The sequence below is a fragment of the Thermoflavimicrobium dichotomicum genome (genome assembly GCF_900114055.1).
Lineage (GTDB): Bacteria > Bacillota > Bacilli > Thermoactinomycetales > Thermoactinomycetaceae > Thermoflavimicrobium > Thermoflavimicrobium dichotomicum.
Map to the genome: position 1 here is coordinate 293,115 of NZ_FORR01000002.1, position 25,843 is coordinate 318,957.

Annotated in this window: 27 protein-coding genes; 10 read left to right on the forward strand and 17 right to left on the reverse strand. The window is 41.4% G+C overall.

The genetic code is table 11. The annotated features are described in order from the left end of the window. Window positions 1-936 precede the first annotated feature (936 nt). From BMZ78_RS03835 to BMZ78_RS03875, 9 genes are all read right to left on the reverse strand, one after another. Window positions 937-2,022, reverse strand: a complete 1,086-nt coding sequence (locus BMZ78_RS03835) for a phosphotransferase (protein WP_093228120.1) — start codon at window positions 2,020-2,022, stop codon at window positions 937-939. Window positions 2,023-2,115: 93 nt separating this feature from the next. After that, window positions 2,116-3,747, reverse strand: coding sequence for a peptide ABC transporter substrate-binding protein (locus BMZ78_RS03840; protein WP_093228121.1), 1,632 nt, complete (start codon window positions 3,745-3,747; stop codon window positions 2,116-2,118). 290 nt (window positions 3,748-4,037) lie between these two features. Continuing rightward, entirely contained in the window at window positions 4,038-5,654 is a 1,617-nt protein-coding gene (locus tag BMZ78_RS03845; protein WP_175482273.1) for a peptide ABC transporter substrate-binding protein, read from the reverse strand. Between the two features lie 250 nt (window positions 5,655-5,904). Beyond that, complete coding sequence (locus BMZ78_RS03850) at window positions 5,905-6,705, reverse strand: SDR family oxidoreductase (RefSeq protein ID WP_093228124.1); 801 nt, start codon at window positions 6,703-6,705, stop codon at window positions 5,905-5,907. Window positions 6,706-6,746: 41 nt separating this feature from the next. Continuing rightward, window positions 6,747-7,712, reverse strand: a complete 966-nt coding sequence (locus BMZ78_RS03855) for an MBL fold metallo-hydrolase (RefSeq protein ID WP_175482274.1) — start codon at window positions 7,710-7,712, stop codon at window positions 6,747-6,749. A gap of 17 nt (window positions 7,713-7,729) precedes the next feature. Then, window positions 7,730-8,494 (reverse strand): TIGR01457 family HAD-type hydrolase, encoded by a 765-nt coding sequence (locus tag BMZ78_RS03860; RefSeq protein ID WP_093228127.1) that lies wholly within the window; start codon window positions 8,492-8,494, stop codon window positions 7,730-7,732. Then, the gene (locus BMZ78_RS03865; RefSeq protein ID WP_093228129.1) at window positions 8,491-9,231 is read right to left on the reverse strand and encodes a class I SAM-dependent methyltransferase; all 741 of its coding nucleotides are present in this window, start codon (window positions 9,229-9,231) and stop codon (window positions 8,491-8,493) included. The genes BMZ78_RS03860 and BMZ78_RS03865 overlap by 4 nt, the downstream gene beginning before the upstream one ends. A gap of 451 nt (window positions 9,232-9,682) precedes the next feature. Then, window positions 9,683-10,321 carry a helix-turn-helix transcriptional regulator gene (locus BMZ78_RS03870; RefSeq protein ID WP_093228130.1) on the reverse strand — a complete coding sequence of 213 codons (639 nt, stop codon included), beginning with the start codon at window positions 10,319-10,321 and terminating at the stop codon, window positions 9,683-9,685. A 144-nt stretch (window positions 10,322-10,465) separates the two neighbouring features. Continuing rightward, window positions 10,466-10,900 (reverse strand): DUF86 domain-containing protein, encoded by a 435-nt coding sequence (locus BMZ78_RS03875; protein ID WP_175482275.1) that lies wholly within the window; start codon window positions 10,898-10,900, stop codon window positions 10,466-10,468. A 361-nt stretch (window positions 10,901-11,261) separates the two neighbouring features. Between BMZ78_RS03875 and BMZ78_RS03880 the strand changes: the two genes are divergently transcribed. From BMZ78_RS03880 to BMZ78_RS03900, 5 genes are all read left to right on the forward strand, one after another. Continuing rightward, window positions 11,262-11,483 carry a hypothetical protein gene (locus tag BMZ78_RS03880; RefSeq protein WP_093228133.1) on the forward strand — a complete coding sequence of 74 codons (222 nt, stop codon included), beginning with the start codon at window positions 11,262-11,264 and terminating at the stop codon, window positions 11,481-11,483. A 15-nt stretch (window positions 11,484-11,498) separates the two neighbouring features. Next, window positions 11,499-11,822: a spore coat protein gene (locus BMZ78_RS03885; protein ID WP_093228135.1), complete on the forward strand. Its 324-nt coding sequence runs from the start codon at window positions 11,499-11,501 to the stop codon at window positions 11,820-11,822. A gap of 156 nt (window positions 11,823-11,978) precedes the next feature. Continuing rightward, on the forward strand, window positions 11,979-12,578 hold the full coding sequence (locus tag BMZ78_RS03890) for a MerR family transcriptional regulator (RefSeq protein ID WP_093228136.1): 600 nt from the start codon (window positions 11,979-11,981) through the stop codon (window positions 12,576-12,578). Window positions 12,579-12,685: 107 nt separating this feature from the next. Beyond that, a complete protein-coding gene (locus BMZ78_RS03895) occupies window positions 12,686-12,955 on the forward strand; it encodes a DUF3055 domain-containing protein (RefSeq protein ID WP_093228138.1) in 270 nt (89 codons plus the stop codon). A gap of 116 nt (window positions 12,956-13,071) precedes the next feature. Beyond that, window positions 13,072-13,317: a hypothetical protein gene (locus BMZ78_RS03900; protein WP_093228139.1), complete on the forward strand. Its 246-nt coding sequence runs from the start codon at window positions 13,072-13,074 to the stop codon at window positions 13,315-13,317. Window positions 13,318-13,335: 18 nt separating this feature from the next. Here BMZ78_RS03900 and BMZ78_RS03905 read toward each other — a convergent pair whose 3' ends face one another. Continuing rightward, window positions 13,336-13,629 (reverse strand): YutD family protein, encoded by a 294-nt coding sequence (locus tag BMZ78_RS03905; protein WP_093228141.1) that lies wholly within the window; start codon window positions 13,627-13,629, stop codon window positions 13,336-13,338. Between the two features lie 364 nt (window positions 13,630-13,993). Between BMZ78_RS03905 and BMZ78_RS03910 the strand changes: the two genes are divergently transcribed. Continuing rightward, window positions 13,994-14,512, forward strand: a complete 519-nt coding sequence (locus BMZ78_RS03910; protein ID WP_341849621.1) for a YhcN/YlaJ family sporulation lipoprotein — start codon at window positions 13,994-13,996, stop codon at window positions 14,510-14,512. Between the two features lie 12 nt (window positions 14,513-14,524). Here BMZ78_RS03910 and lipA read toward each other — a convergent pair whose 3' ends face one another. The 3 genes from lipA to BMZ78_RS03925 form a co-directional block, all read right to left on the reverse strand. Continuing rightward, window positions 14,525-15,439 carry a lipoyl synthase gene (lipA, locus tag BMZ78_RS03915; RefSeq protein ID WP_093228143.1) on the reverse strand — a complete coding sequence of 305 codons (915 nt, stop codon included), beginning with the start codon at window positions 15,437-15,439 and terminating at the stop codon, window positions 14,525-14,527. Between the two features lie 104 nt (window positions 15,440-15,543). Beyond that, the gene (locus BMZ78_RS03920) at window positions 15,544-16,602 is read right to left on the reverse strand and encodes a FecCD family ABC transporter permease (protein ID WP_093228145.1); all 1,059 of its coding nucleotides are present in this window, start codon (window positions 16,600-16,602) and stop codon (window positions 15,544-15,546) included. Beyond that, window positions 16,599-17,612: a FecCD family ABC transporter permease gene (locus BMZ78_RS03925; protein WP_245739724.1), complete on the reverse strand. Its 1,014-nt coding sequence runs from the start codon at window positions 17,610-17,612 to the stop codon at window positions 16,599-16,601. The genes BMZ78_RS03920 and BMZ78_RS03925 overlap by 4 nt, the downstream gene beginning before the upstream one ends. Window positions 17,613-17,781: 169 nt before the next feature. Here BMZ78_RS03925 and BMZ78_RS03930 point away from each other — a divergent pair, with 169 nt between their 5' ends. Beyond that, window positions 17,782-18,756: an ABC transporter substrate-binding protein gene (locus BMZ78_RS03930; protein WP_093228146.1), complete on the forward strand. Its 975-nt coding sequence runs from the start codon at window positions 17,782-17,784 to the stop codon at window positions 18,754-18,756. 153 nt (window positions 18,757-18,909) lie between these two features. After that, window positions 18,910-19,917, forward strand: a complete 1,008-nt coding sequence (locus BMZ78_RS03935) for a M23 family metallopeptidase (RefSeq protein WP_093228148.1) — start codon at window positions 18,910-18,912, stop codon at window positions 19,915-19,917. 155 nt (window positions 19,918-20,072) lie between these two features. Here BMZ78_RS03935 and bcaP read toward each other — a convergent pair whose 3' ends face one another. Further along, complete coding sequence (gene bcaP / locus BMZ78_RS03940; RefSeq protein ID WP_093228149.1) at window positions 20,073-21,500, reverse strand: branched-chain amino acid transporter BcaP; 1,428 nt, start codon at window positions 21,498-21,500, stop codon at window positions 20,073-20,075. Between the two features lie 244 nt (window positions 21,501-21,744). Continuing rightward, window positions 21,745-21,975: a glutaredoxin family protein gene (locus tag BMZ78_RS03945; RefSeq protein ID WP_093228151.1), complete on the reverse strand. Its 231-nt coding sequence runs from the start codon at window positions 21,973-21,975 to the stop codon at window positions 21,745-21,747. 79 nt (window positions 21,976-22,054) lie between these two features. Here BMZ78_RS03945 and BMZ78_RS03950 point away from each other — a divergent pair, with 79 nt between their 5' ends. Both BMZ78_RS03950 and BMZ78_RS03955 read left to right on the forward strand, forming a co-directional pair. After that, entirely contained in the window at window positions 22,055-23,821 is a 1,767-nt protein-coding gene (locus BMZ78_RS03950) for a menaquinone biosynthesis decarboxylase (protein WP_093228152.1), read from the forward strand. Between the two features lie 87 nt (window positions 23,822-23,908). Continuing rightward, window positions 23,909-24,520 (forward strand): hypothetical protein, encoded by a 612-nt coding sequence (locus BMZ78_RS03955; protein WP_139203256.1) that lies wholly within the window; start codon window positions 23,909-23,911, stop codon window positions 24,518-24,520. Window positions 24,521-24,544: 24 nt separating this feature from the next. Here BMZ78_RS03955 and BMZ78_RS03960 read toward each other — a convergent pair whose 3' ends face one another. Together BMZ78_RS03960 and BMZ78_RS03965 are read right to left on the reverse strand one after the other, a co-directional pair. Further along, complete coding sequence (locus BMZ78_RS03960) at window positions 24,545-24,799, reverse strand: YkuS family protein (RefSeq protein ID WP_175482277.1); 255 nt, start codon at window positions 24,797-24,799, stop codon at window positions 24,545-24,547. 117 nt (window positions 24,800-24,916) lie between these two features. Then, complete coding sequence (locus tag BMZ78_RS03965) at window positions 24,917-25,708, reverse strand: TIGR00266 family protein (RefSeq protein ID WP_281244535.1); 792 nt, start codon at window positions 25,706-25,708, stop codon at window positions 24,917-24,919. Window positions 25,709-25,843: the final 135 nt, after the last annotated feature.

The following is a 25,843-nucleotide window of genomic DNA, read 5'->3' on the forward strand; positions in this document are numbered from 1 at the left end:
ATGATAGGCAAGCATATGAATAATAAATTATTTCTATGATTAAAACTCTTGAATTTATTAAAAATGAATCAACCTTGCCTTCTTGATCCAATCTTACGAATTACAAATATATATGATAACATTCGTCATTCATCTTCTTTTACAGGGGATCAAGTCAACCTGTTTTGAGTCATTTCACTTCAATTTAATAGCTCTAAAATACATATATATATTCACAATTTTAATAATAAAATCTGGAAAAAAAGCGCTTTCATAAAAAAGTTGATAGGATATAGTGGAGGATATTAATATCATATTCGATTTTGCAATCATAGTAAAGCTTTAATTTAAAATTTGTTTCCTTTTTTACTGATAAAAAATAGTTCATTTTGCCTGAAGTTATTACTGCTCACATCGTACAGGAGAAAGGTCTCAGTTTGGCAACAATTTCTCTTCTGCATTGCATAATTATAACTGAAATTTGTATAGATATAAAATCAAATTTTAAATTCCTTTATTTGTTATTAATAAAGATTTCCCTAAGAATAAATTAAGTATAATCTATATTAAATAACAATTTTTGTATAATTAAATACAATTATTTACTTAATAATAATCATACATTCTCCTGAAATAAAATGCAAGTATTTTAATATAAAACAATTAAACGATAACTTGATAGAACTTTCATCCTATGGACAGAACATATCTATTTGGTAAATATTGATATTTTTTTTGGCATAAATAAAAAATGAGGAAAGCATGTTGTCGAGCAACACCATCAGAGGGGAAAAAGGTGTTCTGTTTTCTATAAAGCTAAGGGATGGGTTCCTTGCCGATTGACTGTGATGGCACAGAAGTCGTCACGGAGAAAGGAACCCATCCCGAAGCGCGGGAGAAACGTATCCATATTTTCTGGATAACCTCGAAAAGAAACCCCTTTATTTTTCACCCTGGTTACTTCTTTCTCTTCTTGATCCAATCTATTTCTGGTATGGAGATCTTCCATTTCTTTTTTACCAGTTTCACAAATTTCTTTAACAGAACCAGTTTTTTCTCTTCTTTTTGTGCCGCTGCCAGTATATAGGGTTTTGCTTGGTCGAGAGATAGGCTTTGCTCCCCATATATCGCTTTTAGCACCTGAAATAACTGTTCTGGAAACAACATCTGAACATAAATCAATGCAAATTCCGATTCACTGAGCGGAGTCATCTCCTGATATCCTGATAAGATTGTGGACAATACACGTATACTCCCGGTTCGTCCATAAGCATATAAAAGCCATTGAGTGAGATCACGTACGCGAATATCGCAAATTACATCTGCCCAATCGACCAAATAAATTTGCTGCTCTCGATCAGATACAATATTTCCGCGATGCAAATTGTTATGACAGATATTTCCGTATTGAGCTGTTTCTTTACAAACAGAATCTCCGCCCATCTTCGTAAAATATTCAAGTAAATTTTCCATAATCCCTTGGGTATAAGTAGCATAATCCAACCAAGTGATATCGGCATCGGTCGGTTGATGAGTCCACTTGGCTGCAAGCTGGAACAATTCGATTTGCCGATGTGCCTGTTTAAACTGGGAAGACCACCTTCCTGTTTGTTGGAATTTTCGATGAAATAGGGTTGGAACAAAATCCTGACTACTTTGATGGACAAACGCCAAATAACGACTCACCTGTTTCCATTCATCCAAATGATGAAGACGAACAGGCTGTGCATCGATCCATGGCAATAAAACATAACGATGATGAAAACCATTAAAAAAAGGCTTTTTATTTTTGGTCAAAATGGGCTTGGGAATCATCACATCTTTTTGTTCCAAATAATCTCCCAGTTCAAGAATGAACTGCCAACGATCTTTTTGACCCGGCCGTATTCTTTTTAAAACAAATGCGCCTTGATCTGTTTCGATATTTAAAACACCAGCGAGCGGCTTGGCACGAATTATACGCAAATCATAATGATATTGCAGAAATTCATTCAGTCTGGATTCACCTGTCCACTTGATCACATTTTCCATCATTTCTGGCATCTTTCTCACCTCTTGCGATTAAATTATGCCCAGTTGATGGAAAATGTGCGAACGCCTAAAGCCAAAAAAAAGAGCGACTCTGAAGATCGCTCCCTACTTCTCATCCTGACTGATATATGCCCATTTCAAACTGTATTCAACGCCATAAGGATGACGATAAAAGTCTTTCACATGCTTTTTCTGCAAAAAAGCACTTCCTTTATAATACAGCGGAATCACGACAGCCAGTTTTCCGGGCTGAACGATCAACTGCTCCGCTTTCATCCAATCTTTCATTTTCCTTGTCTCATCCGTTTGGTTCAAACTGGAGTCAATGATTCGATCCAACATGGGGCTGTTGAACCCACCTTCATTCATTTCTGAGGTAGAGTGCCAAATATTGATAAAACTGCTGGGATCATTATAATCAGCTGTCCAACCCTCGAATAACAAATCAAATTTTTTATTCTTCTTTAACACCTTTCGTGCGTCAGGAGCAGGAGTATCAATCAATACTTCCAGGCCCAGATTTTCTTTTAACTGTCTTTTGATCTCCAGTGCCGCTCCACGTCTTTCATCATCAGGTGAAAGCAATACAAGTTTGGGGGGCTTATCCAAATTTAGTTCGGCCAATCCCTTTCTCAAATACTCTTGTGCTTTTTTCCGGTTGAAAGTTACCAAGTCTTTCTTGGCTATACTGCGAAATGATTTGCCATCGACAACAATCGACGGAGGTACCAACGCTCCAGCTGGAGTCGATCCATCTTTGATGAATTTGACAATCGCCTGGCGATCAATAGCCAATGTTAAAGCAAAACGTATATTTTCGTTACGGAAAAATTCTTTTTTATGGTTCATGATGAGATAGTTGAGTCGTGCCGTTTCTGCATGAACATATTCAGGAGAATTAATATATGCATCATTAAAATTTTGCAACCGGGCAATATCCAATTTTCCTGAATTATACAAATCAATTTCCTTAGCCGTATCTTTCATGATATGAATGGTCACTTGATTTAAGCTTACACTGCCTCGATCCCAATAAGTGGGATTTTTCTTTAAAATGATTTTTGAAGGTGTAAAGCTTTCCATCACAAACGGGCCATTGTAAACCATGGAAGTGGAATTGACTGCATATTGTTCATTAAATTTTTCAACAATATCTTTTCTTAAAGGAACAAAATTGGGCATGGCCACAACACTGAGAAAGTGTGAATCTCTTTTTTCCAACTCCACTTTCAATGTTTTATCATCCAGGGCCTGAATTCCAACCTGATCTGCAGTAACTTGTCCCAAATTATATTCCCGCGCATTTTTAATTGTGTGTAAAGCATACGCCATTTGTGCTTTCATCTCGGGATCCAGCATCCGTTTCCAGGCGTACTCAAAGTCATGGGCAGTGACGGGCTTGCCATCACTCCATTTCGCATCTTTACGGATATAAAAAGTATAAACTTTTCCGTCTTCGGTGATCTCGTATTTCTCTGCAACACCAAGTACCGGGCGATTATCTTTTCCAATTCGCATAAGTCCTTCCTGAACACTGTTTAAAACGTTTCCACCATTGATTTCCGCAAATTTGGCTGGATCCAACTGTGTGGGCATCCTTGCTTCCGTGATTTCCAATGTCTGATCTTTACTTAATCCACCTTCTTCTTTTAAATCCAGGGCCTCTGTTACATCACAAGCCGTAAATAACAGAGAGCTTGCACAAATACTCAGAAAGGCAGCTCGCCATTTTTTCAAACCCTTAACCTCCCATATTTTTAAATATTTGGTCGAAATCAGTTTTCAAAAATCCGTTTTTTCTTTGGAAAACGGATTCCTTCCCTCATTATGAAAACACGATCACATGGAAAGTGATCCTGAGATCCCTATTTGACCATCGCCTAATCTGGCTTGCTTTTTTGTTTATTATAATGATATCTAGGGAAAATTAAAATATAAAAGCATTTTTTAACAAATGGATTATTATTAAAAAAAGCGTTATTTTTCCTTAAAAAAGGAAAAATAACGCTTTTTTTAATTTCTTTCCATCATTTGCTAATATATGCCCATTTTAGACTGTACTCCGCTCCAAACGGGTGTCGAATGAAATCCTTGATGTTGGATCGTTGTAAAAAAGTTTCTCCTTGATAGTACAAAGGGATGACAATAGCCAATTGATCAGGATCAATCAACAGTTTTTCAATTCTTGTTAAATAAGTAAGTCTTTTTTCCTCATCCGTTGTTTTCTGACTTAATTCTACCAAGTTGGTTAATACAGATGATTGTTGGATGAGATCTCTACCTGTTTTGGATGACAGGAGTTCCAAAAAAGTACCGGGATCATTGATATCCGCTGTCCATGAGTCCAGCATGAAATCATATTGTCCTGTCTGCTTCAGGCTTTCCAGTTTTTCCGGTTCAGGTGTTTCCAATAAAATATCCAGTCCCAAATTCTCTTGTAACTGTTTTTTGATCTCGATGGCCACTTTTTTTCTTTTATCATCCGGTACAAGAAAACGTAACGAAGGCGGACGTTCGTCGAGTTCCCTTAACCCATTGGCCAAATACTTCTTCGCCTTTTCCGGATTATAGGAAACAAGCGATTTCAAACTCACATTTCGATAAGTTTGGCCTTCACTGGTAATCAATTCAGGTGGAACCATTCCTTCAGCAACCTTGGATCCATCTTTTAACCTTCTAACAATCACTCGACGGTCAATGGCTAATGAAATGGCTTTGCGAATATGTTCATTTTGGAAAAATGGCTTGTTCAGATTCATGAACAGGTAATGTGTTTGTGCCATTTCGGTATGAACATACTCGGAAGATTGCTGAAAACCTTCAGGGTCATCATGAATTCTAGCCACATCCAACTGACCTTGATTATACAGTTCTTTCTCCTTTTCAGGATCTTTCATTACATGAATTTCAACCATTTTCAGGCTCACGTTACTTCGATCCCAATAGGTATTGTTCTTCATCAGCACAATTTTTGACGGAGTAAAGGTGATCATCACAAATGGACCGTTGTACACCATCGTATTTGAGCTTGTGGCATATTGCTCATTATACTTCTCAATGATGTCTTGCCTTTGTGGAGCCAAAATGGGTAATGCCACTTTACTCAAAAAGTTCTTGTCTGGCTTACTTAGCTTGACCTGAAGGGTCAAGTCATCCACCACTTTAATTCCGACAACATCCTGTGACACTTTTCCCTGCTGATAAAGATAGGCATTTTTGATCCCATACAAAACAGAAGCAAACGAGGATTTATGTTTTGGCTCCAAGAGGCGTTTCCATGCATAGGCAAAGTCGTGGGCTGTCACTGCCTTTCCATCGCTCCATTTGGCATCGTTCCGGATCTTGAACGTATATATTTTTCCATCCTCACTGACTTGTACATCTTCTGCCATTCCTGGTACCGGTCGATGCTCTTTCCCCATTCTCATTAAAGGTTCTGTTACATTGTTCAATACGTTAAGGCCATTGATTTCACTTAAATATACAGGATCAAGCCTGGCATCCATTCGTGGCTCAGTCATCCTTAACACTTGTCCATCCTCTAAGCCTCGGTTGAGATTGGCTCCCCATCCCATCGGCAATTCACAACCGGCAAGAATAAGAGGAAGGATCAGCAGGCAGATCCAATATTTTATGTTCTTCAAATTGACCACCCAACTGTTTCTATGGTACTGCTTGTTGGCACCTGATCTGTTCACAACATGTCCGTTCTCAAGACCTCGATCGTCTGATTTTCCACTTGCTGTTTTCATTGTAACAAAATTGCTTTTCCCACAGCTTTTTTTTACAAATTAATTAGACAGTTTTTACAACCTGTTAAAAATACCTACAAATACTCACAAAAAAATCCCTGCCTTCTACTCAAATCGAAAGCAGAGATGGATGTTCATGATTTTAAGCAAAGGGAGGGTTCTTTTTGGACACTGGATAAATCACATCAAGTCCACCTGTCACATTGATAATATTGCCCGTAAGAAAATCCGATTCATCCTGGCAAAGGAAATGAATCACACGCGCAACATCTTCTCCAGAACCAGGCCTGCCCCGAGGTGTTTCATCATCTGATAATTGAGCGACATCCTGAATACGCCACTCTTTTTTCTCACCTACAATGTCTCCTGGACAAACCATATTCACTGTAATCCCATATGGAGCTTCTTCGACAGCCAACGTTTTTGTAAAGGAAACCAATCCTGTTTTGGCTGCTGCATAGACTGAACGGTCAGGCCAAGAAGGCGCTTCGCCTGCCCGACCAAAGCCGAACATTATGATTCTCCCCCATTGCTGGCGACGCATATAAGGTAAAGCAGCATGAATGGTCCATAGTGCACTCAGCAGGTTTCCCGTCACCATTTGATCGATATCCTGCAGGGAATGTTCATAAAACAGTTTCCGCTCACGAATAAACGGCCCCACTGCATGAATGAGTGCATCAATACGTCCAAAATGGCGATAAACATTTTCTACTAATTGAACCGCTTCCTCTTGAACGGTCACATCAGCTGGAAAAAACTCAGCAACTATTTGTTGTTCATGTAAATCCTGTAACCAACTGGACATCTCTGACTTCCATTTTCGCCCATTAATAGCCAAATACCAGCGATTTTCACCCATTATCGATGCTGTCAACTTCCCAATTCCACTCGTTGCTCCTGTAATCAATGCGACACGCCTTTGTTTCAATCGCACATTCATCCTTTCCCAGATCGAAGGAAGAAGTAAATCACCTCAAGCTTCTATGTTCTCCGATAGAAAAACTTGCCATCTTGTTCTTCCTGCACCAGCTGGTTCTCATATCGCAGATACTCCAAGTGTGCAAGCGTTTCGGCTATGGCAAAACGCAAATTATGCACGGAAAGATTTTGACCAAACATATAAAAACATGTTTCTACGGTCGTTACTTTTCCTTTTTCAGCCACAAATTCAAGTATGGTTTGTAAACGCTTGTTATGATGCTCTTCCAATTGAGCAATGCGTTCTTGATAATGGTCAAACATCGGTCCATGAGAGGGAAATACCCATTTTACCGGAAACTCTTTCAGTTTGTTTAATGTATCAAAATAAAGAGCAAGCGGATTATGATGGCACTCAGGCCATAAACTGATATTGGGCGTAATTTTTGGAAGGATTGCATCTCCACCAATCAGGATTTGTCGTTTCGCATCATAAAAACTCAAATGCCCATCTGCATGCCCAGGGGTATGAACAATTTCATAGACGTGATCTCCCAGGCGAATGGTCTGACCAGCGGATAAAAATTGAACATTTGGATGGGGTTCTACCCATTGATGAAATCCTTTCAGGTGGTCAGGTATTTGTTTCACCCAGTTTTCTGGCAAACCGTGTTTTCTGTAAAAATCCGCCATATGTTCTGGTAAATGACTCTTTCGATCAAAAAAGAGCATCGCTTGCTTCCAATCCGTCTCTGAAATATAGACAGGTGCCTGTGTCATCTCCTGGAGTGTTCCAGCCATGCCATAGTGATCCGGGTGATAATGCGTTAACACAATTTTCTCCACATCTGTCCAAGAAAAGCCAACTTCGGAACGAACTTTCTCCCAAACATCCAAACTGTCTTGCGTCTTTAATCCTGTATCGACAATGGTGTAACCGTTTTTCCCCTGAATCAGGTAAGCTTTGATGATTTTTAACGGAAATGGTAAAGGCAATGCTACTTCGATGATATCTTCCCATTTATTCATCCTTGGTTTCCCCTTCTTTATATAGTCCATTCACTCAAAGATGCGACTTGATATGTAGCCGATATCGAAGAGTGCTCATACATTTCTGGCGTTGTTACTCCACTATAAACGAGCAAGGTATCAATCTGCGAATTCACACCAGCCAAAATATCGGTCTCTAAATTATCCCCTATGATTAGCGTATTCTCAGGGGAAGAACCTAATTTTTCCAAAGCATAGCGTAAAATAATGGGCTCTGGCTTTCCAATGATTAGCGGTTTAACACCTGTTGCTGTAGCAATGGCAGCAATCAGCGAACCAGCTCCGGGTAACAAACCGATTTCTGTAGGCAATGCCTTGTCAGGATTTGAACCGATCAACTGAGCTCCTTGACGGATGAAGAGACTTGCTTTCTTCATCTTTTCATAGGTAAATTGACGATCTATTCCCACGACAACCACTTCAGGATTATTTTCTGTCAATGTACAACCTGCCTCTTCAATCGCTCTTTTCAACCCTTCTTCACCGATGACATAGACGTATGGGGAAGAAAGTTCTTCTTTCAGGTAATTCGCTGTAGCCAGTGCAGAAGTGTATACTTGTTCCGGTTTTGCTGGAAATCCAAAAGCACGTAAGCGTTCGGCTACTTGTTCTGGCAGGCGGGATGAATTATTGGTCAAATAAAGATAGCGTCGTTCCGCTTGCTGTAAACGTTTGATGAATTCAACCGCATCAGGAATCATTTCACTTCCACGGTAAAGCGTTCCGTCCAAATCAATTAAGTACCCTTCATATTTCTTCATTTTCTGACCTTCCCCACAATAATCATTCGTTTGCTATCTTTCTGATAGGGTTCCCCACGAAAACTGCCATATGATGCGGTCACACTCATTCCTGCCTGTGTCATCATATCCACCATTTTTTCATACGTATACATTTTTACACGCTCTTCGTATCTTCGTTCTCCACGATCATCCCTAATCCAGATCGTCTTGTGGACAAAATCACCATCGATCCATCGAACTTCCCGAATCCAAACCCCTTCTTCCTCGCGTTCTGATTCTGGAACCAACTGGCGAATAACGGCTTCCCGATTCAGAAAATCAATTAAAAAACGTCCTTCAGGTCTTAACACCCGTACGATTTCACGCAGTACTTGCTGGTTTTCGTCATCTTCCCGAAAATAGCCAAAAGAAGTAAACAGGTTTAATACCACATCAAAAGAATCATCCACAAAAGGGAGTTGGCGCATATCACCATGAACAAATGGAATGTTCAATCCTTCTTGTTGAGTTAATTGATTGGCCCGTTGTAACAAAGTATTTGACAGATCCAAACCAACTACATGCAAGTTCTGTTTAGCCAGCGTAATCGAATGTCGACCCGTCCCACAACATAAATCCAGGATATGGTCACTTGGAGTCAGTTCCAACCACTGGATGACTTGCTGCATTTCCTGAGTCGCCATAGCACGATTTCGATGTCGATACACAATCAAATAATCTTCACCGAAGCTTTGTTCGTACCATTCTGGATTCATTGGATTTCCTCCTTTGATGGCTTACACTTTTCATTTTATCAAAAAAGACAGTCACAATAACGAAGGAATGGGTAAAAGATAAAAACCAGCTTGTTGACTAAGTTTCTGATGTATGTCTGTCAACAGACCCACATGTTGCCGAGCAACATCATCAGAGGGATGAAAAAGGTGTTCTGTTTTTTATAAAACGGAGGGCTGGGTTCCTTACGGAGTGACTGTGATGGTACAGAAGTCGTCACGGAGGAAGGAACCCAGCCCGAAGCAAGGGAGAAACGTATCCATATTTTCAGGAATGCCTCGGTAAAATCTTTAGATGGTTATTGAATAATAAACCCATAATATAAAGCGTGTTCCACTTACATGAAACACGCTTCTTCTCTATATCCGCCGATGCCGAAATACAAGTTTCCAGATCTATGCCAAAGCATTCACTTGCATTCCAAGTAAACGCCTATGCTTCTTGTTCTGCTTTCGGGCGAATATAATAAATACAATTCTGCCCGCCTTTAGCCTTACATGTGTATTGTTCCACTTCTGCATCAAGTAATCTGCGAAACCAATTTAATTCACAGGAACAAGCCTGGTTATAACGATTCGCTACCTGAGCAATCGGGCAGTTATACTCAATCAAAGTAAAGGAGTCCTGATCATTTTCTTCCCATTTCACCATATATCCTTTACTATCTTGTAACTTGGCCAATTCTTCTACACGCTCACGCAAATTCAATCCCTTGAACCGGTCTTGATATGTTTCGGTCAGTCGTTTCTCGCGACTGCGAAACAATTCCTCAATGATTTCTTCTCCATGTCGTTCTTCCAAGTCTTCTAAAAGATCCAGCGTAAAGGTATGATAATTTTTCGGAAAAAACTCCTCAGACTTTTCTGTCAAAAAATACTGACTGGTAGGTCGACCCATCGACTGACGAAGCAATTGGGAGGTGACCAATTGATCTCGCTCCAAGGTATTCAGATGGCGACGCACCGCCATCTCTGTCACTCCCAGATGTTCAGCCATATCACTGACGGTCAACGGCCCCTTCGTCTTGAGCAATACCAGTATTTGATTACGGGTTGAGCCGCTTTCTTTCATCTGGCTTCACCATCCTTCTTTTCATTGTACAGAAACGTACAACACTTGTAAATTTATATGGCATCACACGAATATCTTCTTATGAAAGATTTTTTATATAAAACAAGACATATCTCTTTTTGCATTGAATCAATTTTTCTTTCATTATTCTATATTCCCTAATGCCCGCTCTTTTTCCAGATAGGATTCTACTGATTGAATAAATTGACGATAAGTCTCTGTGTCCTGTCCATACTGCTCCAAGTCTTCTTTTTTCAATTCATCATAATAACGCACCAGTTTGTCTCTGAAATGCACTTTTTCTTTGATCCTGCTTGCCAAAGATGAATCAATGACTTGTTCATCTTCCAAAATATCGACGATATCCAAATAGCCACCCGGATCCCTCATAATAAAACCATCAATCATCACACTGCCTACATCGATCATACACTCAACGGCTAAATGTACAGCACGAGCTACAGCAAATTCCACGACCTGGTTCATCTCTTCAACCCTTGCCTGCTCCAATACCTGAATGCACTTTTCCAAGTAGCGAAGCTGGCGATCAATCCGATCTGTATTCACTTCATATATCATTATATCTTCCCTCCAGATCCTCACATCCGTATAACAACTGCATTTATTATACGACATAATGTTCTTTTTTTGAGATGATTTTCATTTTATGTATATCTTTCCTTTTCCTTCTCCTCCAAGAAAAAAGAGTTCAATCCTTATTATATAGGTAGACTTCGACCAAATAAGTGAATAGGTTCGTACATTTTTCATACGACTCCTTCGCTCCATATATGATTCGGCGATCATTTTGCCTCACTTCTTGTTTCAAGTCTTGACTGATCGATCAGGAAATAAAAGATGTCCCATTCGTCTCCCTTACATAAAAAATGAGATCAAACAGATACTAACTGCTGACAAATCAAATAAAGGAGGGCATATCGTGCAAATCTCAACAAAGGACTTGCAATACCTTACTGATGAAATGTCTTGGGAATTATTGGCGATGAAAAAATGTCACCACTATGCAACTGAATGCCAGGATCAGCAAATAGCACAGCTGATGAATCAAATCGGACAAATGCATCAACAGCACTATGAAACGCTACTGGCTCAATTGCAATCGGCCACGGGTACCACCAATCAAACCACTTATACACAATGAAAGAGGGAGAATCCTATGCAACAGCAACCGATACAAACACAAACAGGGTTACCTCAAATCAAAGGCCCTGAGATGAATGATCGTGATCGAATCAATGATCTTTTAGCTTTCGAAAAATATTTAGCCAGCGGTTATAATACAGCGGCCAACGAAGCAAGCAATGAACAATTATTCCAGGTTCAAATGAATCTGTTAAATGACATACATCGAGCCCAGCACGATCTATTCAATCTTATGCAGCAGAAAGGCTGGTATAAAGTAGAAGCAGCCCAGATGAACCAAATCAGCCAAAAAGCACAGCAATTCGCCAATTATCGTACGCAGTTTCCTTATGCTTGAGATTGTATGCTCCCTGTCGCATGACGCGGGAGCTTTTTTGTATTCTATGCACTAGTTTTGTATAATTTTGGCTTCCTTTGTCACGCTAGAAGGAATGGAATTGATTTCCCAGAAAATGTATGTATGGGATTTGATTTGAGATAGGGGGAGCATCCAATGAACCAGCTAGCCTACATTTCTACACGTGAAGCGGCGGAACGGTTGCAAGTGCACGCTCGTACGATACGTAAATGGATTGATACTTTTGAAGAATATATCTGCCCGGAATGGAATGAACGTGGGCACTATTTATTAACGGAAGAAAGTTTATTACGTCTGGCCGATATTAAGGAAAGACTGCAAGAACCAAACAAATCCATGAGACAAGTGCGCGAAGACCTGTTTCGTGAAGGAAAAATTGCAAAAGACCATGATTGGAATCAAATGAATCCGGAAAAAACTTTCCGTTATATTTCAGACAATATGGAAAATATGATTGACATGGTCGATGAATTATTTACACGAATCGAAAGAATGGAAGGGCATCTCTTTACTTTATTTGATGCGATGGAAAGCATGGAACAACAGTTGGCTGCCGTTTCTTATGAAAGTATTCCAGCCAGTGAAATCCACAAAATGTTCGATGACATCCGTAAAAAACAGGATCAACTGAAAATGGAATTGCGTAATGCGAATTTTACTCAGCGACTCATCTCTGCAACCAGAGAAACTTCATTACCACCTCGCAAGAAAAAGAAAAGTTTTCTTTTCTTCTAAAAAATGAGACGGGTACCGTTTTAATTCAAAAACAGACTCTGGACAGATCCAAGCATTGATGCCAAACTTTACTCATGAACGATATTTCAAATAAAGGAGCTTTACTTATGAACAACGATTTCATGTATTTATATGATGAAACCGAAAACACGCGTACCCGCTTTGTCAGTTTTATAGGTGAAACCAACCGCTTTGATTTGGCCATCACCATAACCGATCGCTTTTATGGTAAATTGCTGGTATTAAATTTACAATCCAACCGATTTGCGATCATTGGTCAAGATGATTTAGATGAGCCAGGTTATCTTGAACATGTCTATCAACTCTCCGAAAAAGAAGCAGATGAGCTACGGCAATTTTTACAAACAATGATTTAAATTAAAAAAACAGAGGTGATCCTGAAGCTGAAAAAAACCCACTAAAAAGTGTGGGTTTTTTTGTTTGTATATCGTTTTACCAACTCGGATACCTTAGGGTTAAGAGGTGAGAAGCCATGAGCAAACAACCCGATTTTAAAGAGTTCAAAACGGTTGAGTCCATGCGAAATGAAATCCTGCCTGAGGAATTTCCTGAAGGTCCTTATGGCTCATCCAGAAACGAAAAGTTAGGTAAAAACTCTCCATGGGAGGCAGATCAGTACAGAGTCTCTGCTTTTACTTATGAAAACCGGGAATTTCATGAAGACTTACAGCGACAGATTCCCGGAAGTCATCCGCTACATGACGATCCAGATCAATAAGAGGTATCCAATTTGGATCTAGGGATTTTTCTGATCAGATACACGGCGAAGTACAAAGTAAGCACATCCAAAATTGCAGAATTCATTTAAATACTCTTCCAGGTAACTGATTTTTGTTTCTGTAGTGGCCCGGACATGGTGATCATGGAAGAAGCCTTTCAACCGCAATTGTCCATATCCCCAGTCCCCTACAATAAAATCGTATTTATTTAATATTTCACTGTATCTTTTTTTAAACGCTTCTGGATTCCAGGCATCTCGATAATTTGTCAACAATTCATATGTAATGCCTTGCACTTCCACTCTATCCATTGATCAACGACGCAATTGGCGCCTTCCTCCTTTTTACTAAATCATGTACTGTCTGGAAACAGCATCCATTTTCTGTAAATCTGATATAGTACAGATTTGTTTTTTTTCATCTGTTAACTATTATGTTATCATATCTTCCATTTCCTCACTATGTTTTTATTGGAAGCGTATTCATGAAAAAAGCGGGCAAGCTAACATCAAGGAGGTGATCCATCTGAAGACTAGAACTTGGATTTATGGCTTGATAAGCTTTGTTATATTCATTATGTCCGCATGTTCCCCTCGTCAAGCAACACCCGAACAAACCGGAAACCCTGATGAACCCCTTTACCGGGAAAGCAATAATCCATCTCGCCTAGGTGCAGTGCGACGAGACAACAGCGATATCAATGGACATGAAAGTGCTGCAAGTGGCGGCCAAAATGAAATTGGCTATTTTCGCCACAATCCGGAGAATTATCGAACCAATGGAAACAAAGTTCCCCAGCCACATAATGTATTTATCGATCGTCCGATCCTCGCCAAGCATATCGCTCAATTGGTAACAGTTTTGCCAGGTGTAAAAGAATCCACCGTATTAGTGACAGACGACCACATTTTTGTCGGTGTCCGTACAAAAAATGGAAAACACAATCCCAAAATCCTAAAAGAAGCAAGACGTACTGCAGAAGCGGTAACTCCACGTTATTATAAAGTGCATGTAACAGATAGTGCCAAACTGGAGTCTCAAATTAACAATGTAGGAATGCGGATGCGTACCAATCACGATGTTGAAGGAGTTAAAGGCGATTTAGAAAATCTGCTGAGACAAATGGGAGATAAAACGCCTCCAGACGTAAACGAAAATATTCAACCCAAGTCCAAAACCGATATCGGATATTAAAAGGACGCTCCATCAGGAGACGTCCTTTTTGTTTAACGAGCGGCTGTTTTTTTGTTCTTGATGAGCTTGTGCAGATTTTACCTGTTCATGCGCATGATAAGAGCTGCGAACAAGCGGTCCTGATTCTACATGGGAAAAGCCCATTTTCAAACCTTCTTCTTTCAAAGCGGCGAATTCTTCTGGTGTATAGTAACGCTCGATTTTGAGATGTTTTTTTGTTGGCTGCAAGTACTGTCCAATGGTCACAATATCCACATCATGCGCTCGAAGATCTCGCATGGCTTCGATCACTTCTTCATAGGTTTCGCCAACGCCCACCATAATACTTGACTTGGTTGGAATTTGTGGCTGCATTTCTTTTGCCCGTTTCAACAGCTCTAAAGAGCGGTCATATTTCGCTTTGGCTCTCACACGATCCGATAAACGTCGAACCGTTTCGATATTGTGGTTGAGGATATCCGGCTTGGCATCCATCACTATCTTAAGTGCATCCCAGTTCCCCAAAAAGTCCGGAATTAATACTTCCACACTTGTAAATGGATTCCGTATCCGAATCGCTTTAATCGTGGCTGCAAAAATGGCAGCTCCACCATCATTCAAATCATCACGAGCAACTGAAGTGACCACTGCGTGCCGAACTCCCATTTGTTCAACCGCTTCCGCCACCCGTTCAGGCTCTGCCCAATCCAACTCAGTCGGCAAACCTGTCTTGACAGCACAGAAACGGCAGGCCCGCGTACATATATCGCCCAAAATCATAAAAGTAGCGGTCCGATTGGCCCAGCACTCATAAATGTTCGGACAACGGGCCTCTTCACAAACCGTGTGAAGCGTCTTGCTTCGCATCATCTTTTTGAGCTCTTGGTAATTCTCACCCGTTGTCAATCGTACCTTTAACCATTCCGGTTTACGTTCTTTTGTCGACAATTTATTCCCTCCATCTATCTGCACTACTTATCAAAAGGTCGCTGTTAGCTAGAAGAGTCATTCTTACTTATTGTACCACAAAACAATGATTCCCTACCTAATCCTCAACCCGTTTGATTTTTTGTTTTGATTAGCAGAAAGATAAAATAGGGAGCACCGATCGCAGCGGTAAATACGCCTGCCGGCACTTCCAATGGTGCAACAATCGTCCGTCCCACCAAATCAGCCAAAACAACGATAATTCCTCCAAGCAGTGCAGATGTAGGAAGTAACATATCATAGGATGAGCCCACCATTCTTCTCGCTGCATGTGGAGCAATCAAACCAACAAAGCTGATCGCTCCGGCAAATGCAACGGCAGAACCAGCCAAACCCGTACCAAGCAATAAAATAAACAATCGATTGCGCTGCACGCGATCCCCCGCACCGATGGCAATATCATCGCCAAATTGCTGGATGTTAACGGTTCTCGACATGAAGAAAGCCAGTGGGATCAGGATACAAACCCATGGAAGCAAAGTGTATACTTCCTTCCACTCGCTTCCGTACACACTTCCGGTAAGCCAGGTTTTGGACTGTACCGCTCTGTAAACGGGTCCAAGCAAGATAATCAGGTTCGTAATTGCCTGTGTTGCTGTATATAATCCAATCCCGACCAAAACCAGCCGGAAAGGAGAAACTCCCTTTTTCCATGCAAAGGCATACATCAACAAAGCAGTGACCGTCGCTCCTAAAAATGCCGCAAAGGGAATCCATCCCAAACTGACAGATAAGGAAGTGGTACTATCACTAAACAAAGTAATAATCGATACAGCAGCAACTGATGCCCCCCCTGTAATCCCAATAATATCAGGGGAAGCAAGTGGATTTCGTACCATTGCCTGGAGCAATGCACCTGAAATCGCCAGAGACATCCCGGCAAACAGGGCAATCAATACTCTCGGAAGGCGAAACGTATTCACAATCAAATGGTGAAACTCGGATCCCTGGCCAATCAATACTTTGAAAACGTCAACCGGAGAGATTGTCACTTCACCCATCCCAATACTAAGCAGGATCACCGCAAACAAAATCACTGCCAGAACCAGAATGACTGCAATGGCTTTCATATCAATGAAAAAGGAAATATTTTTTCCCAAACGGACCCCGCGAAAACGTTTCATCCTTTTTCACCTGCATTTCTACGAGCAAGATAGATAAAAAAGGGAGTACCCATAATCGCTGTCATCACGCCAACTGGAATTTCTTGCTGGGTCATGATAAAACGACCGCCCAAGTCCGCACTGATCAGAAAGATGGCTCCAAAGATGGCACAGTAAGGGATAATCCAACGATAATCAATACCGACCATGGCCCGGACAATATGAGGAACAATTAGACCAACAAAAACAATGGGACCAGCAATCGCCACAGATCCTCCAGCCAATAAAATGATCACGCCACCTACAGATAATTTGATAAGCCCCAACTTCATCCCCAAACCTCTGGCCACATCATCCCCTAACGCCAAAACATTCATCTGCTTCATGACTAATAGTGCAAACAACCAGCCCAAAAAGATAAAGGGAAAAATGCCAGACACCATTTCCAGCTTTCGGCCTTGAACAGAACCGGTCAGCCAGAATAGCAGCTCTTCCAAACCTTTTTCGTTCATCACCAAAATTCCCTGAGTCAGTGAGGCAAATAGAGCAGCTACAGCTGTTCCCGCCAGGGTTAATTTGACCGGCGTCATACCGTCACGCCCTAACGAACCTAAAAAGTAAACAAAAAGTGAAGTGAGTGCAGCCCCAACTAAACCAACCACCATCAAGGAAGTAAATGCCTGCACCGAAAAAAAGGAAACAGCCATTACAATGAAAAAGCTGGCTCCGGCATTAATTCCCAGTGTCGCCGGGGAAGCCAGAGGATTTCGTGTCAAACCTTGCATCAAGCCACCAGCAATGGCCAGGCTTGCTCCTACTACAGCAGCAATCACTGTCCGTGGCACTCGACTCGTCTGAATAATGAGATGCTCGTTTGAACCGTTAAAATGGAAGAAAGAATCCCACACCGTTTGAAAGGTCATATTCTTGAATCCAAACATGATACTTGCCAACATCAATCCCAAAACAAGCAAAGCACCTATAACCAATCCGATTATTTTTGATATCCGCGTATGTAAAATCTCTCTCACTTTCTGTCACCTGACTTCCATTTACACATAAAACCATTCTCAGTCTATTAAATCTTTTCCTTTATTGTCAATGAAAATCATTATCACATTTTTGATTGACAACGATTATCACTATTTGTATATTAGGTAATGAAAATCATTATCAAAAACAACAAAGGGGATACAGAAAATGTTGAAGCGTCATCGTCTGTTCGGCCTTTTTACTCTTCTTATGGTTTTCTCTCTGATCGTTGCTGCCTGCAGCTCTGCACCAGGCGCAGACTCATCCAAAAGCGAAGCCCAAAAAGGGAAAACGCGTACAATTGAACACGTCATGGGTAAAACAGAAGTGCCAGAAACCCCAAAACGTGTAGTGGTTCTCACCAATGAAGGAATCGAGGCTCTTCTCGCATTGGGAGTAAAACCAGTGGGTGCAGTAGAAGGATTTACGGGTGGATGGTATCCTCACATTGCCAAAGAGATGGAAGGCGTTACTTCGGTGGGGACAGAGCATCAGCCCAATTTGGAAGCGATCGCCAAACTGAAACCGGATTTAATCATCGGAATGAAAATGCGGCAAGAAAAAGTGTACAAACAACTTTCAGCCATCGCACCCACCGTCTTCAGTGATAAACTTCGCGGAGACTGGAAAGAAAACTTCAAACTCTATGCAAAAACGGTGAATAAAGAAGCAGAAGGGCAAAAATTAATCGCTGCGTTTGATAAAAAAGTGGAAGAAGTAAAGAAAAAAGCGGGGGACCTGACCAAGAAAAAAATCTCCATCGTTCGTTTTATGCCTGGTAAAGTACGGATTTATCAAGGAGATACCTTCACAGGTGTTATCTTCAAACAGTTAGGCTGGGCACGTCCAGAATTACAGGCGAAAAATGAATTCGCTGTGGAAGTCACTCGTGAACGGATTCCAGATATGGATGGCGACATCCTCTTATACTTCACTTATACACCGAAAAAAGATGGAGATTCTGCTTTGAAATTGGAAAAAGAGTTTACGAACGACCCCTTGTGGAAAAACTTGAATGCAGTCAAAAATCAACAAGTATTTAAAGTGGATGATATTATCTGGAATACCGCTGGCGGAATCAAAGCAGCAAACCTGATGCTTGATGAACTCAGCAACAAATACATTCCACAATTTAAAAAGTAATCCGCTTCCTCCCATCCCATACCACTTCCAAATAAAAGGCATCTCTTGTTTTATACAAGGGATGCCTTTTTCCATTCACCTAAATCTTCCATCCATGTCTTTTTTTATTTGAGACATACTAACATAACAAATGATAACGATATTGGTGATGGTATGAACAAGAAATGGATCTCCTCACTGTGTCTCGGAATATTACTTATATCTACCTGTTCTTTTTTAGACAGTGCACATGCCAAAAACGAAAACCCTGACATGCTCAGGAAACATATGTTTGAGACAATGCAAAACCTGACAGGCATTCCCTGGTACTATTTGGCAGCCATGAATCAATATGAAAAAAATGTTGCCCGTCTTGCCAAAAACAAACCAAAGCAAACAGGGCTGATCTCCATTCAGGTTCCTTCCTATCTATGGGCTGGAAAAGCCAATCCCTATCTTGATGATATGAAACCTGCCTCGATTCACTTTTTTTCAGGTATGGGTAAAGATGCTAACGGGGATGGTCTGGCCAATCGCCAGGATGATCTCGATCTTCTTTATTCTGTTTCTCTCTATCTACTGAAGCAGGGTACGACTGAAACAAACATACGTGAACAATTATGGCAATACTACCAGCATCCGATAACCGTCGATATTATTACTCACATCGCCAAAATTTTCTTGAAATACAATCGGATCGATTTAGACGAATATACTTTTCCCATTCCACGTCCCTATTCTTATAGCTATCGCGATACGTGGGGTGCGGGACGCGGTTGGGGTGGCAGGAGGATCCATGAAGGTACAGACATTTTCGCCGGCTATGGAACGCCTGTCCTCAGTACATGTTATGGGTATGTAGAGTTGATGGGATGGAATCGCTTTGGTGGTTGGCGGATTGGCATTCGTGATATCCATAACAACTACCACTATTTTGCTCATCTGGCCGGATTTCGCAAAGGGTTGAAACAGGGAGACATCGTTAAGCCCGGCGAACGAATTGGCACAGTGGGATCAACCGGATATGGACCTCCTGGGACTGCCGGAAAGTTTCCGCCTCACTTACATTATGGATTGTACAAGTTTAATGGGCGAAATACCTATTCAATTGATCCATATCCGTCACTCAAAAAATGGGAAAGACAAACCTTGAAAAAGAAGAAAGGAAACCAGCTAAAATAGAAAACAGCATGGAATCGGTACACTCAATTGAATGGATAATCATATTTCATGATTTCTGTTATCTTATTCCTGATTACGTGTTTTTTCAGCCACTGAACTAAACTTAAAAAAGGCTACTGGATGATCCCCAGCAGCCTTTTTTATTATTATTCATTCTATTCAGATGATTGATTGAGATGGGATTTTCTTCGAGAGTACAGGAAATAGATAACGATTCCAATCACCCACCAAACGAGGAAACGAATCCAGGTTTCCAATGGTAAGCCAAACATGAGAAAGAGACAGAAAATGACTGCGAGAGTAGGAATAGAGAAAATGGCTAGACCAGGTTTGGACGGAATTCCTGGACAACGGAATTTCCGCTCCAGATTGGGTTGGGTAAATCGAAGCACAATCACTGCAATCGAAATCAGCACGAATGCCGCCAAGGTTCCCAAGTTAACCAGCTCAGCCAGCTTATCTAATGGAAAGATTGCCCCCAACAGTCCACAAGCTATTCCATAGATCCAGGTTGCTTTATATGGCGTTTGATACTTTGGATGGACAGTGGAGAAAAATTTGGGCAGCAATCCATCACGGGACATGGCGAAACCGATCCGGATTTGTCCATAGAGCATAACCAGCATGACGGTCATCATCCCGATCACAACACCGAGGTCGATAATACCAGCAACCCAATCCTGCCCCACAAATTTCATCACATAAGATACAGGAGCCGCTTGTCCCTTGAAATTCGTAAATGGCATAGCTCCGGTAACAATCAGAGTTACAATGATATAGAAAATGGTACAGATCCCCAGGGACCATAAAATTCCTCTGGGCAGATCCTTACCGGGATTCCGTGTTTCTTCAGCTGCTGAACTTACAGCATCAAATCCCAAATAAGCAAAGAACACGACGGATGCGGCTGCCCAAACACCACTAAATCCAAAGGGCATAAATGGGGTCCAGTTGTCCGGTTTTACATAGGCCACACCAACCAGGACGACAAGAACAACGACTGCCAATTTTAACCATACCATGATGTTGTTAACCCATTTTGATTCACGCACACCAATCGAAAGTAAAAAAGTGATAATCATAACAATCAGAAACGCTGGCAGATTAAAGTACGTACCTTGTGCTGTGTCAAATGCTCCCGTCAAGGCTTTCGGTAATTCAATGCCAAATCCACTTAAAAATGATTGGAAGTAACCGGACCATCCACCCGATACCGTACTCACCGCCAGCATATACTCGAGCATCAAATCCCAACCAATGACCCATGCCAGAAACTCACCCAATGTGACATACGTATAGGTATAAACAGATCCAGAAATAGGAACCATGGAAGCAAATTCAGCATAAGCAAAAGCACTGAGAGCACAAGCAATTCCGGCAATGATAAAGGAAAGAACCAGTCCCGGTCCAGCTGTTAATGCCCCTTTTCCTGTCAGCACGAAAATCCCTGTTCCAATAATGGCTCCAATTCCCAAAAAAGTGAGGTCAAATGCGGATAAATCGCGGCGAAGCGGAATTCCTCCAACTCCTTCTTCTCTTTGCTTCAATAAAGTGCTTACACTTTTCCTCCTGAAAAGATCCATCTAACTACCTCCTTTTTTGATTGATGAAGAAATAGATATTTCCATAATTTCAGAAAATATCTATTTCATATTTGTAAAGATATAATAGCATAAATGAATGGAGAATTGAATATAAAAATTCACTTTTTATTAATAAAAACAACGATTTTAACGGGAATTTATATTATAAAATATTATTTTATACATAATATTAAAACAATAAGTTCACCCACTTTTAAAAAGGGGTGAACTTTTTTTGGTTGATTCATTTACGTCCCAGAGCTTCTAAAATAGCGTCTGGCTGTAAACCATGGATCGCCTGATTTCCCACAACCGTTACGGGTACGCCTAAAAATCCCATCTTTTTCACTTCTTCCAGGTAAGCAGGATTTGATCCACAATCTCTTACTTCATACTCAATTTGGTAATCAGACAAAAATCGCTTTAATACGTTACACTCGATACAATGCGGTTTCGAGTAAACAATCACTTTCATTCGAACTTCTTCCCCCTTTTCCCTTATTATATCTTTTTTCTTCCGCTATAATAGGACTAGAATTTGATGAACGGGAGAGATGACATTGCATAAGAATTTACGATCTTTTATCGAACAACTCAAACAGGAAAAGGATTTGGTAGAAATTGATGCACCTGTTGACCCCAATCTTGAACTGGCTGAAATCCACCGACGAGTCATTGCGGAAGAAGGACCTGCTCTGCTCTTTACCAATATTCGCGGGAGCCATTTCCCGGTTATCACTAATTTATTTGGTACTCCACGCCGAGTAGAACTCGCTTTTGGCCCCCGTCCGGAACAGTTGATGAAGCAAATCGTTCAGCTCATGCCTAAGTTAATGCCCCCGAGTCCAAAAGCTTTATGGGGTGAACGAAAGCTCATCAGCGATTTATTCCGAATTGGCCTAAAGCCTGTTTCCAGGAACAAGGCGCCTGTGTTGGAAAAACAGCAAACCAGGGTTGACTTGACCAAACTTCCGGTCATCACATCCTGGCAAGAAGATGGCGGGCCCTTTATCACACTCCCATTGGTTTACACCGAACATCCGGTCACCCATCAGCATAATCTGGGCATGTATCGCATGCAAATCTTTGATGAAAAAACAACCGGAATGCACTGGCAAATCCACAAAGGCGGCGGGTTCCATTACCATGAAGCGGAACAGCGCAATGAGCCCTTGCCTGTTCGGGTTTTTCTAGGGGGACCACCTGCACTCATCGTATCCGCCATTGCTCCGGTTCCTGAATTTTTGCCTGAACTTTTACTGGCTTCCCTGCTATTGGGAGAAAAATTACCTGTGGTCAAAGAAGGACAAGGATACCCCATCGTAGCTGAAGCAGAGTTTGTTCTTTCTGGAAAGGTATTGCCACACGAGCGTCGGCTTGAAGGGCCTTTTGGAGACCACTATGGTTACTATTCTCTGGCTCATGAATTCCCTGTTTTCCATGTTGAAAGTATCCATCACCGCAAAGATGCCATTTACCCTGCTACTGTCGTTGGAAAGCCAAAGCAGGAGGACTACTATTTAGGCGAGTTTCTGCAACGTCTTCTTTCTCCAGCCTATCCGATGGCCATGCCAGGTGTCCGTGATCTATGGGCTTATCCAGAAACAGGTGTTCATGCTCTGGCTGCTGCCGTTGTACGCGAAAGCTATAAACGGGAAGCCCTTGCCAATGCCTTCCGTATTCTAGGTGAAGGTCAATTAACCCTCACCAAGTTTTTAATCATTACGGATCAGCCCACTCCTCTCGAAGATTTCAAACGTCTTTTTGAGCTCATCATGGAGCGATTTGATCCGGCAACCGACCTGTTTATCTTTAACCATACTTCGATGGATACACTTGATTACACCGGTCGCCGGCTCAATCATGGCAGTAAAGCGATACTGGTCGGAACAGGCGAACCGATTCGTGATTTGCCATCCCATTTTGAGGGACCTGATATGGATGGGGTTCGAAAAGCAGCGATATATTGCCGAGGAGCTCTGGTTCTGGAAACATCCCCCTTTACAGAACGCCCTGAGCTCGCCCAGGAACTGCTGGATCACTATGGTGATCAGTTACAGCAATGGCCTTTTATCTTCCTGGTTGACGATATTCAAGCAGCTTCCGGTCAAACCCCGTTTTTATGGACCATCTTTACACGTTTCGACCCAGCCCATGATATCTACGCTCGTACGGATTTGGTGCGCCATCATCCGAGCTACCGTTTCCCCATTCTGGTCGATGCACGTATGAAACCAGGATATCCTGATGAGCTGGAAGTAGATCCGAAAATCAAAAAGCTGGTCGATGAGCGCTGGAAAGAATATTTTCCAAGATCATGAAAGGGCATCCCTCAGGGGGTGCCTAAGTTTTAGCAAGAAGGGAATATAGGAGATATGATGATTATTAAGAAAAGAGATGAGGAGGACATGGCAAATTCTTTTCCCAAACATCTTCCAAAAGACGCACATCCAGAGAATAAGCTCTTGTTTCACACGCTAAAACAATATCTCCCTCCCGATTATCTGGTTTTTTACCAACAAACTCTATTCGGTTACCAACCCGAATTCACGATTATCGGTCCGGATTTGGGGTTGATTGTATTGGAAGTGGAACATCTGTCCCATTTATCAACCTGGTATCCACCCTACTCACTCATGCATCCAAATACAGTCATTATTACTCCAGCACTGCTGCGAGCTCGAAACTACGCTTGCCAAATCAGCCACTCTCTTCAGCAAAAAATACAACACACACAAGGATCGTCTTCTTTTTCCTTTCCATATGGTTACGGCATTGTGTTCACTCAACTGTATCAAGAAAACTTGAAACAAAAAGGATTAGCTTCTTTACTTCATTGTCCCTATGTGCTAACGCGTGATGATATTGATCCATGCTCCCGTTCTTTTTCCAGTGAAGCTTTGCTTCAATGCCTGAAAAAATTAATTGCGAATCCGTGTCCCATTTCTGTTTCGCTGCTCTCTTATATCATGAAAACAGCTTTGCTTCAGGTAAACACAAAAGATCCCCTGATGAATTAAGCTTCATCCAAGGGGATCTTCTACTTATCTTGGCAGTTGCTCCAAGCGCTGGTAAATTTGCTCTTCTGTTAACCCATTGGCACTAATGACAGGACAGTTTTGCACAATATCCTGCATGCCCATCACATTCTCATCAACACCAGAAATGACAATGGCATCATATTGGGCCTGTTCTGCATTATTGCCATTGGCCTGGCCCAAGGTTTCCACCTGATAACCTTGTCGACTCAAGTATTCTTGTACATTTGAAAGATTGGCTTCTACAGCTACTCGTTTCAAAGTCAACACCTCCAATAAGAGTGTGCAACCAAATAATCCAGTTTATACAAAAAAATGACCCCCCACCTGGATCGGTAAGGGATCGGTGATAGACCATCCTGCCATACCATATAAACATTAATCCAAAATTTCACCAATGATTCCGCCAATTCCACTGCCACTGCTTTTTTCGCCATCTTCGCCAGCTGCCTGTGCAAATATACGGCTGACCAAACGATTAAATGGAAGTGACTGAATCCAGACGGTACCTGGACCTCTCAGTGTTGTAAAAAACAAGCCTTCCCCACCAAAAAGTGCTGTCTTCACATCTCCCACAAATTCCGTTTGGTATTGTACATTTCTTGTCATGGCGACAAGGCAGCCAGAATCTACACGAATAATTTCATCGGGAAACAGGACTTTTTTATAAATGGTTCCACCTGAATGGATAAAAGCGAGCCCATCTCCTTCCAGTTTCTGCAAGATGAAACTTTTCCCTGTGAAAAATTTCCGGGCCATTTTTTGTTGAAATTCAATTCCCACAGATACGCCTTTCGCTGCACAGAGAAAAGCATCCTTTTGGCAGATAATTTTGCCCCCCAATTCAGCCAAATCCATGGGGACGATTTTGCCTGGATACGGGGCTGCAAACGAAACATGCCTTTTCCCCTGGATCGCTGTATTGGTAAAGAGGGTCATAAACAACCCTTCTCCCGAAAGAAGACGTTTTCCAGCACTAAACAATTTACCAAACAGACCACTGCTGGCTTGGCTACCATCACCAAAAATGGTTTCCATCTGGATATCGTTTTCCATCATCATTAAGCTTCCTGCTTCAGCGATCACACTTTCACCGGGATCCAATTCAATTTCCACAAATTGCATATCTTCACCATAAATACGAAAGTCAATTTCGTGAGCATTTTTCACAAGCAGTCACATCCTATGCAAAAGGTTCTCAACTATTTATATATTACCTTTTTATCTTGAATAATTGTACTTGTTCTCATAAGTTTTTTCTCTACTTTGCAATTGAATGATTGAGATCACTGACTTACAGATTTA

Coding starts and splice junctions, on each gene's coding strand:
- BMZ78_RS03835 (WP_093228120.1), bottom strand. CDS start 2,022: ATGCCAGAAATGATGGAAAATGTGATCAAGTGGACAGGTGAATCCAGA.
- BMZ78_RS03850 (WP_093228124.1), bottom strand. CDS start 6,705: ATGAATGTGCGATTGAAACAAAGGCGTGTCGCATTGATTACAGGAGCA.
- BMZ78_RS03855 (WP_175482274.1), bottom strand. CDS start 7,712: ATGAATAAATGGGAAGATATCATCGAAGTAGCATTGCCTTTACCATTT.
- BMZ78_RS03860 (WP_093228127.1), bottom strand. CDS start 8,494: ATGAAGAAATATGAAGGGTACTTAATTGATTTGGACGGAACGCTTTAC.
- BMZ78_RS03865 (WP_093228129.1), bottom strand. CDS start 9,231: ATGAATCCAGAATGGTACGAACAAAGCTTCGGTGAAGATTATTTGATT.
- BMZ78_RS03870 (WP_093228130.1), bottom strand. CDS start 10,321: ATGAAAGAAAGCGGCTCAACCCGTAATCAAATACTGGTATTGCTCAAG.
- BMZ78_RS03875 (WP_175482275.1), bottom strand. CDS start 10,900: ATGATATATGAAGTGAATACAGATCGGATTGATCGCCAGCTTCGCTAC.
- BMZ78_RS03885 (WP_093228135.1), top strand. CDS start 11,499: ATGCAACAGCAACCGATACAAACACAAACAGGGTTACCTCAAATCAAA.
- BMZ78_RS03890 (WP_093228136.1), top strand. CDS start 11,979: ATGAACCAGCTAGCCTACATTTCTACACGTGAAGCGGCGGAACGGTTG.
- BMZ78_RS03895 (WP_093228138.1), top strand. CDS start 12,686: ATGAACAACGATTTCATGTATTTATATGATGAAACCGAAAACACGCGT.
- BMZ78_RS03900 (WP_093228139.1), top strand. CDS start 13,072: ATGAGCAAACAACCCGATTTTAAAGAGTTCAAAACGGTTGAGTCCATG.
- BMZ78_RS03905 (WP_093228141.1), bottom strand. CDS start 13,629: ATGGATAGAGTGGAAGTGCAAGGCATTACATATGAATTGTTGACAAAT.
- BMZ78_RS03920 (WP_093228145.1), bottom strand. CDS start 16,602: ATGAAACGTTTTCGCGGGGTCCGTTTGGGAAAAAATATTTCCTTTTTC.
- BMZ78_RS03930 (WP_093228146.1), top strand. CDS start 17,782: ATGTTGAAGCGTCATCGTCTGTTCGGCCTTTTTACTCTTCTTATGGTT.
- BMZ78_RS03935 (WP_093228148.1), top strand. CDS start 18,910: ATGAACAAGAAATGGATCTCCTCACTGTGTCTCGGAATATTACTTATA.
- bcaP (WP_093228149.1), bottom strand. CDS start 21,500: ATGGATCTTTTCAGGAGGAAAAGTGTAAGCACTTTATTGAAGCAAAGA.
- BMZ78_RS03945 (WP_093228151.1), bottom strand. CDS start 21,975: ATGAAAGTGATTGTTTACTCGAAACCGCATTGTATCGAGTGTAACGTA.
- BMZ78_RS03950 (WP_093228152.1), top strand. CDS start 22,055: ATGACATTGCATAAGAATTTACGATCTTTTATCGAACAACTCAAACAG.
- BMZ78_RS03955 (WP_139203256.1), top strand. CDS start 23,909: ATGGCAAATTCTTTTCCCAAACATCTTCCAAAAGACGCACATCCAGAG.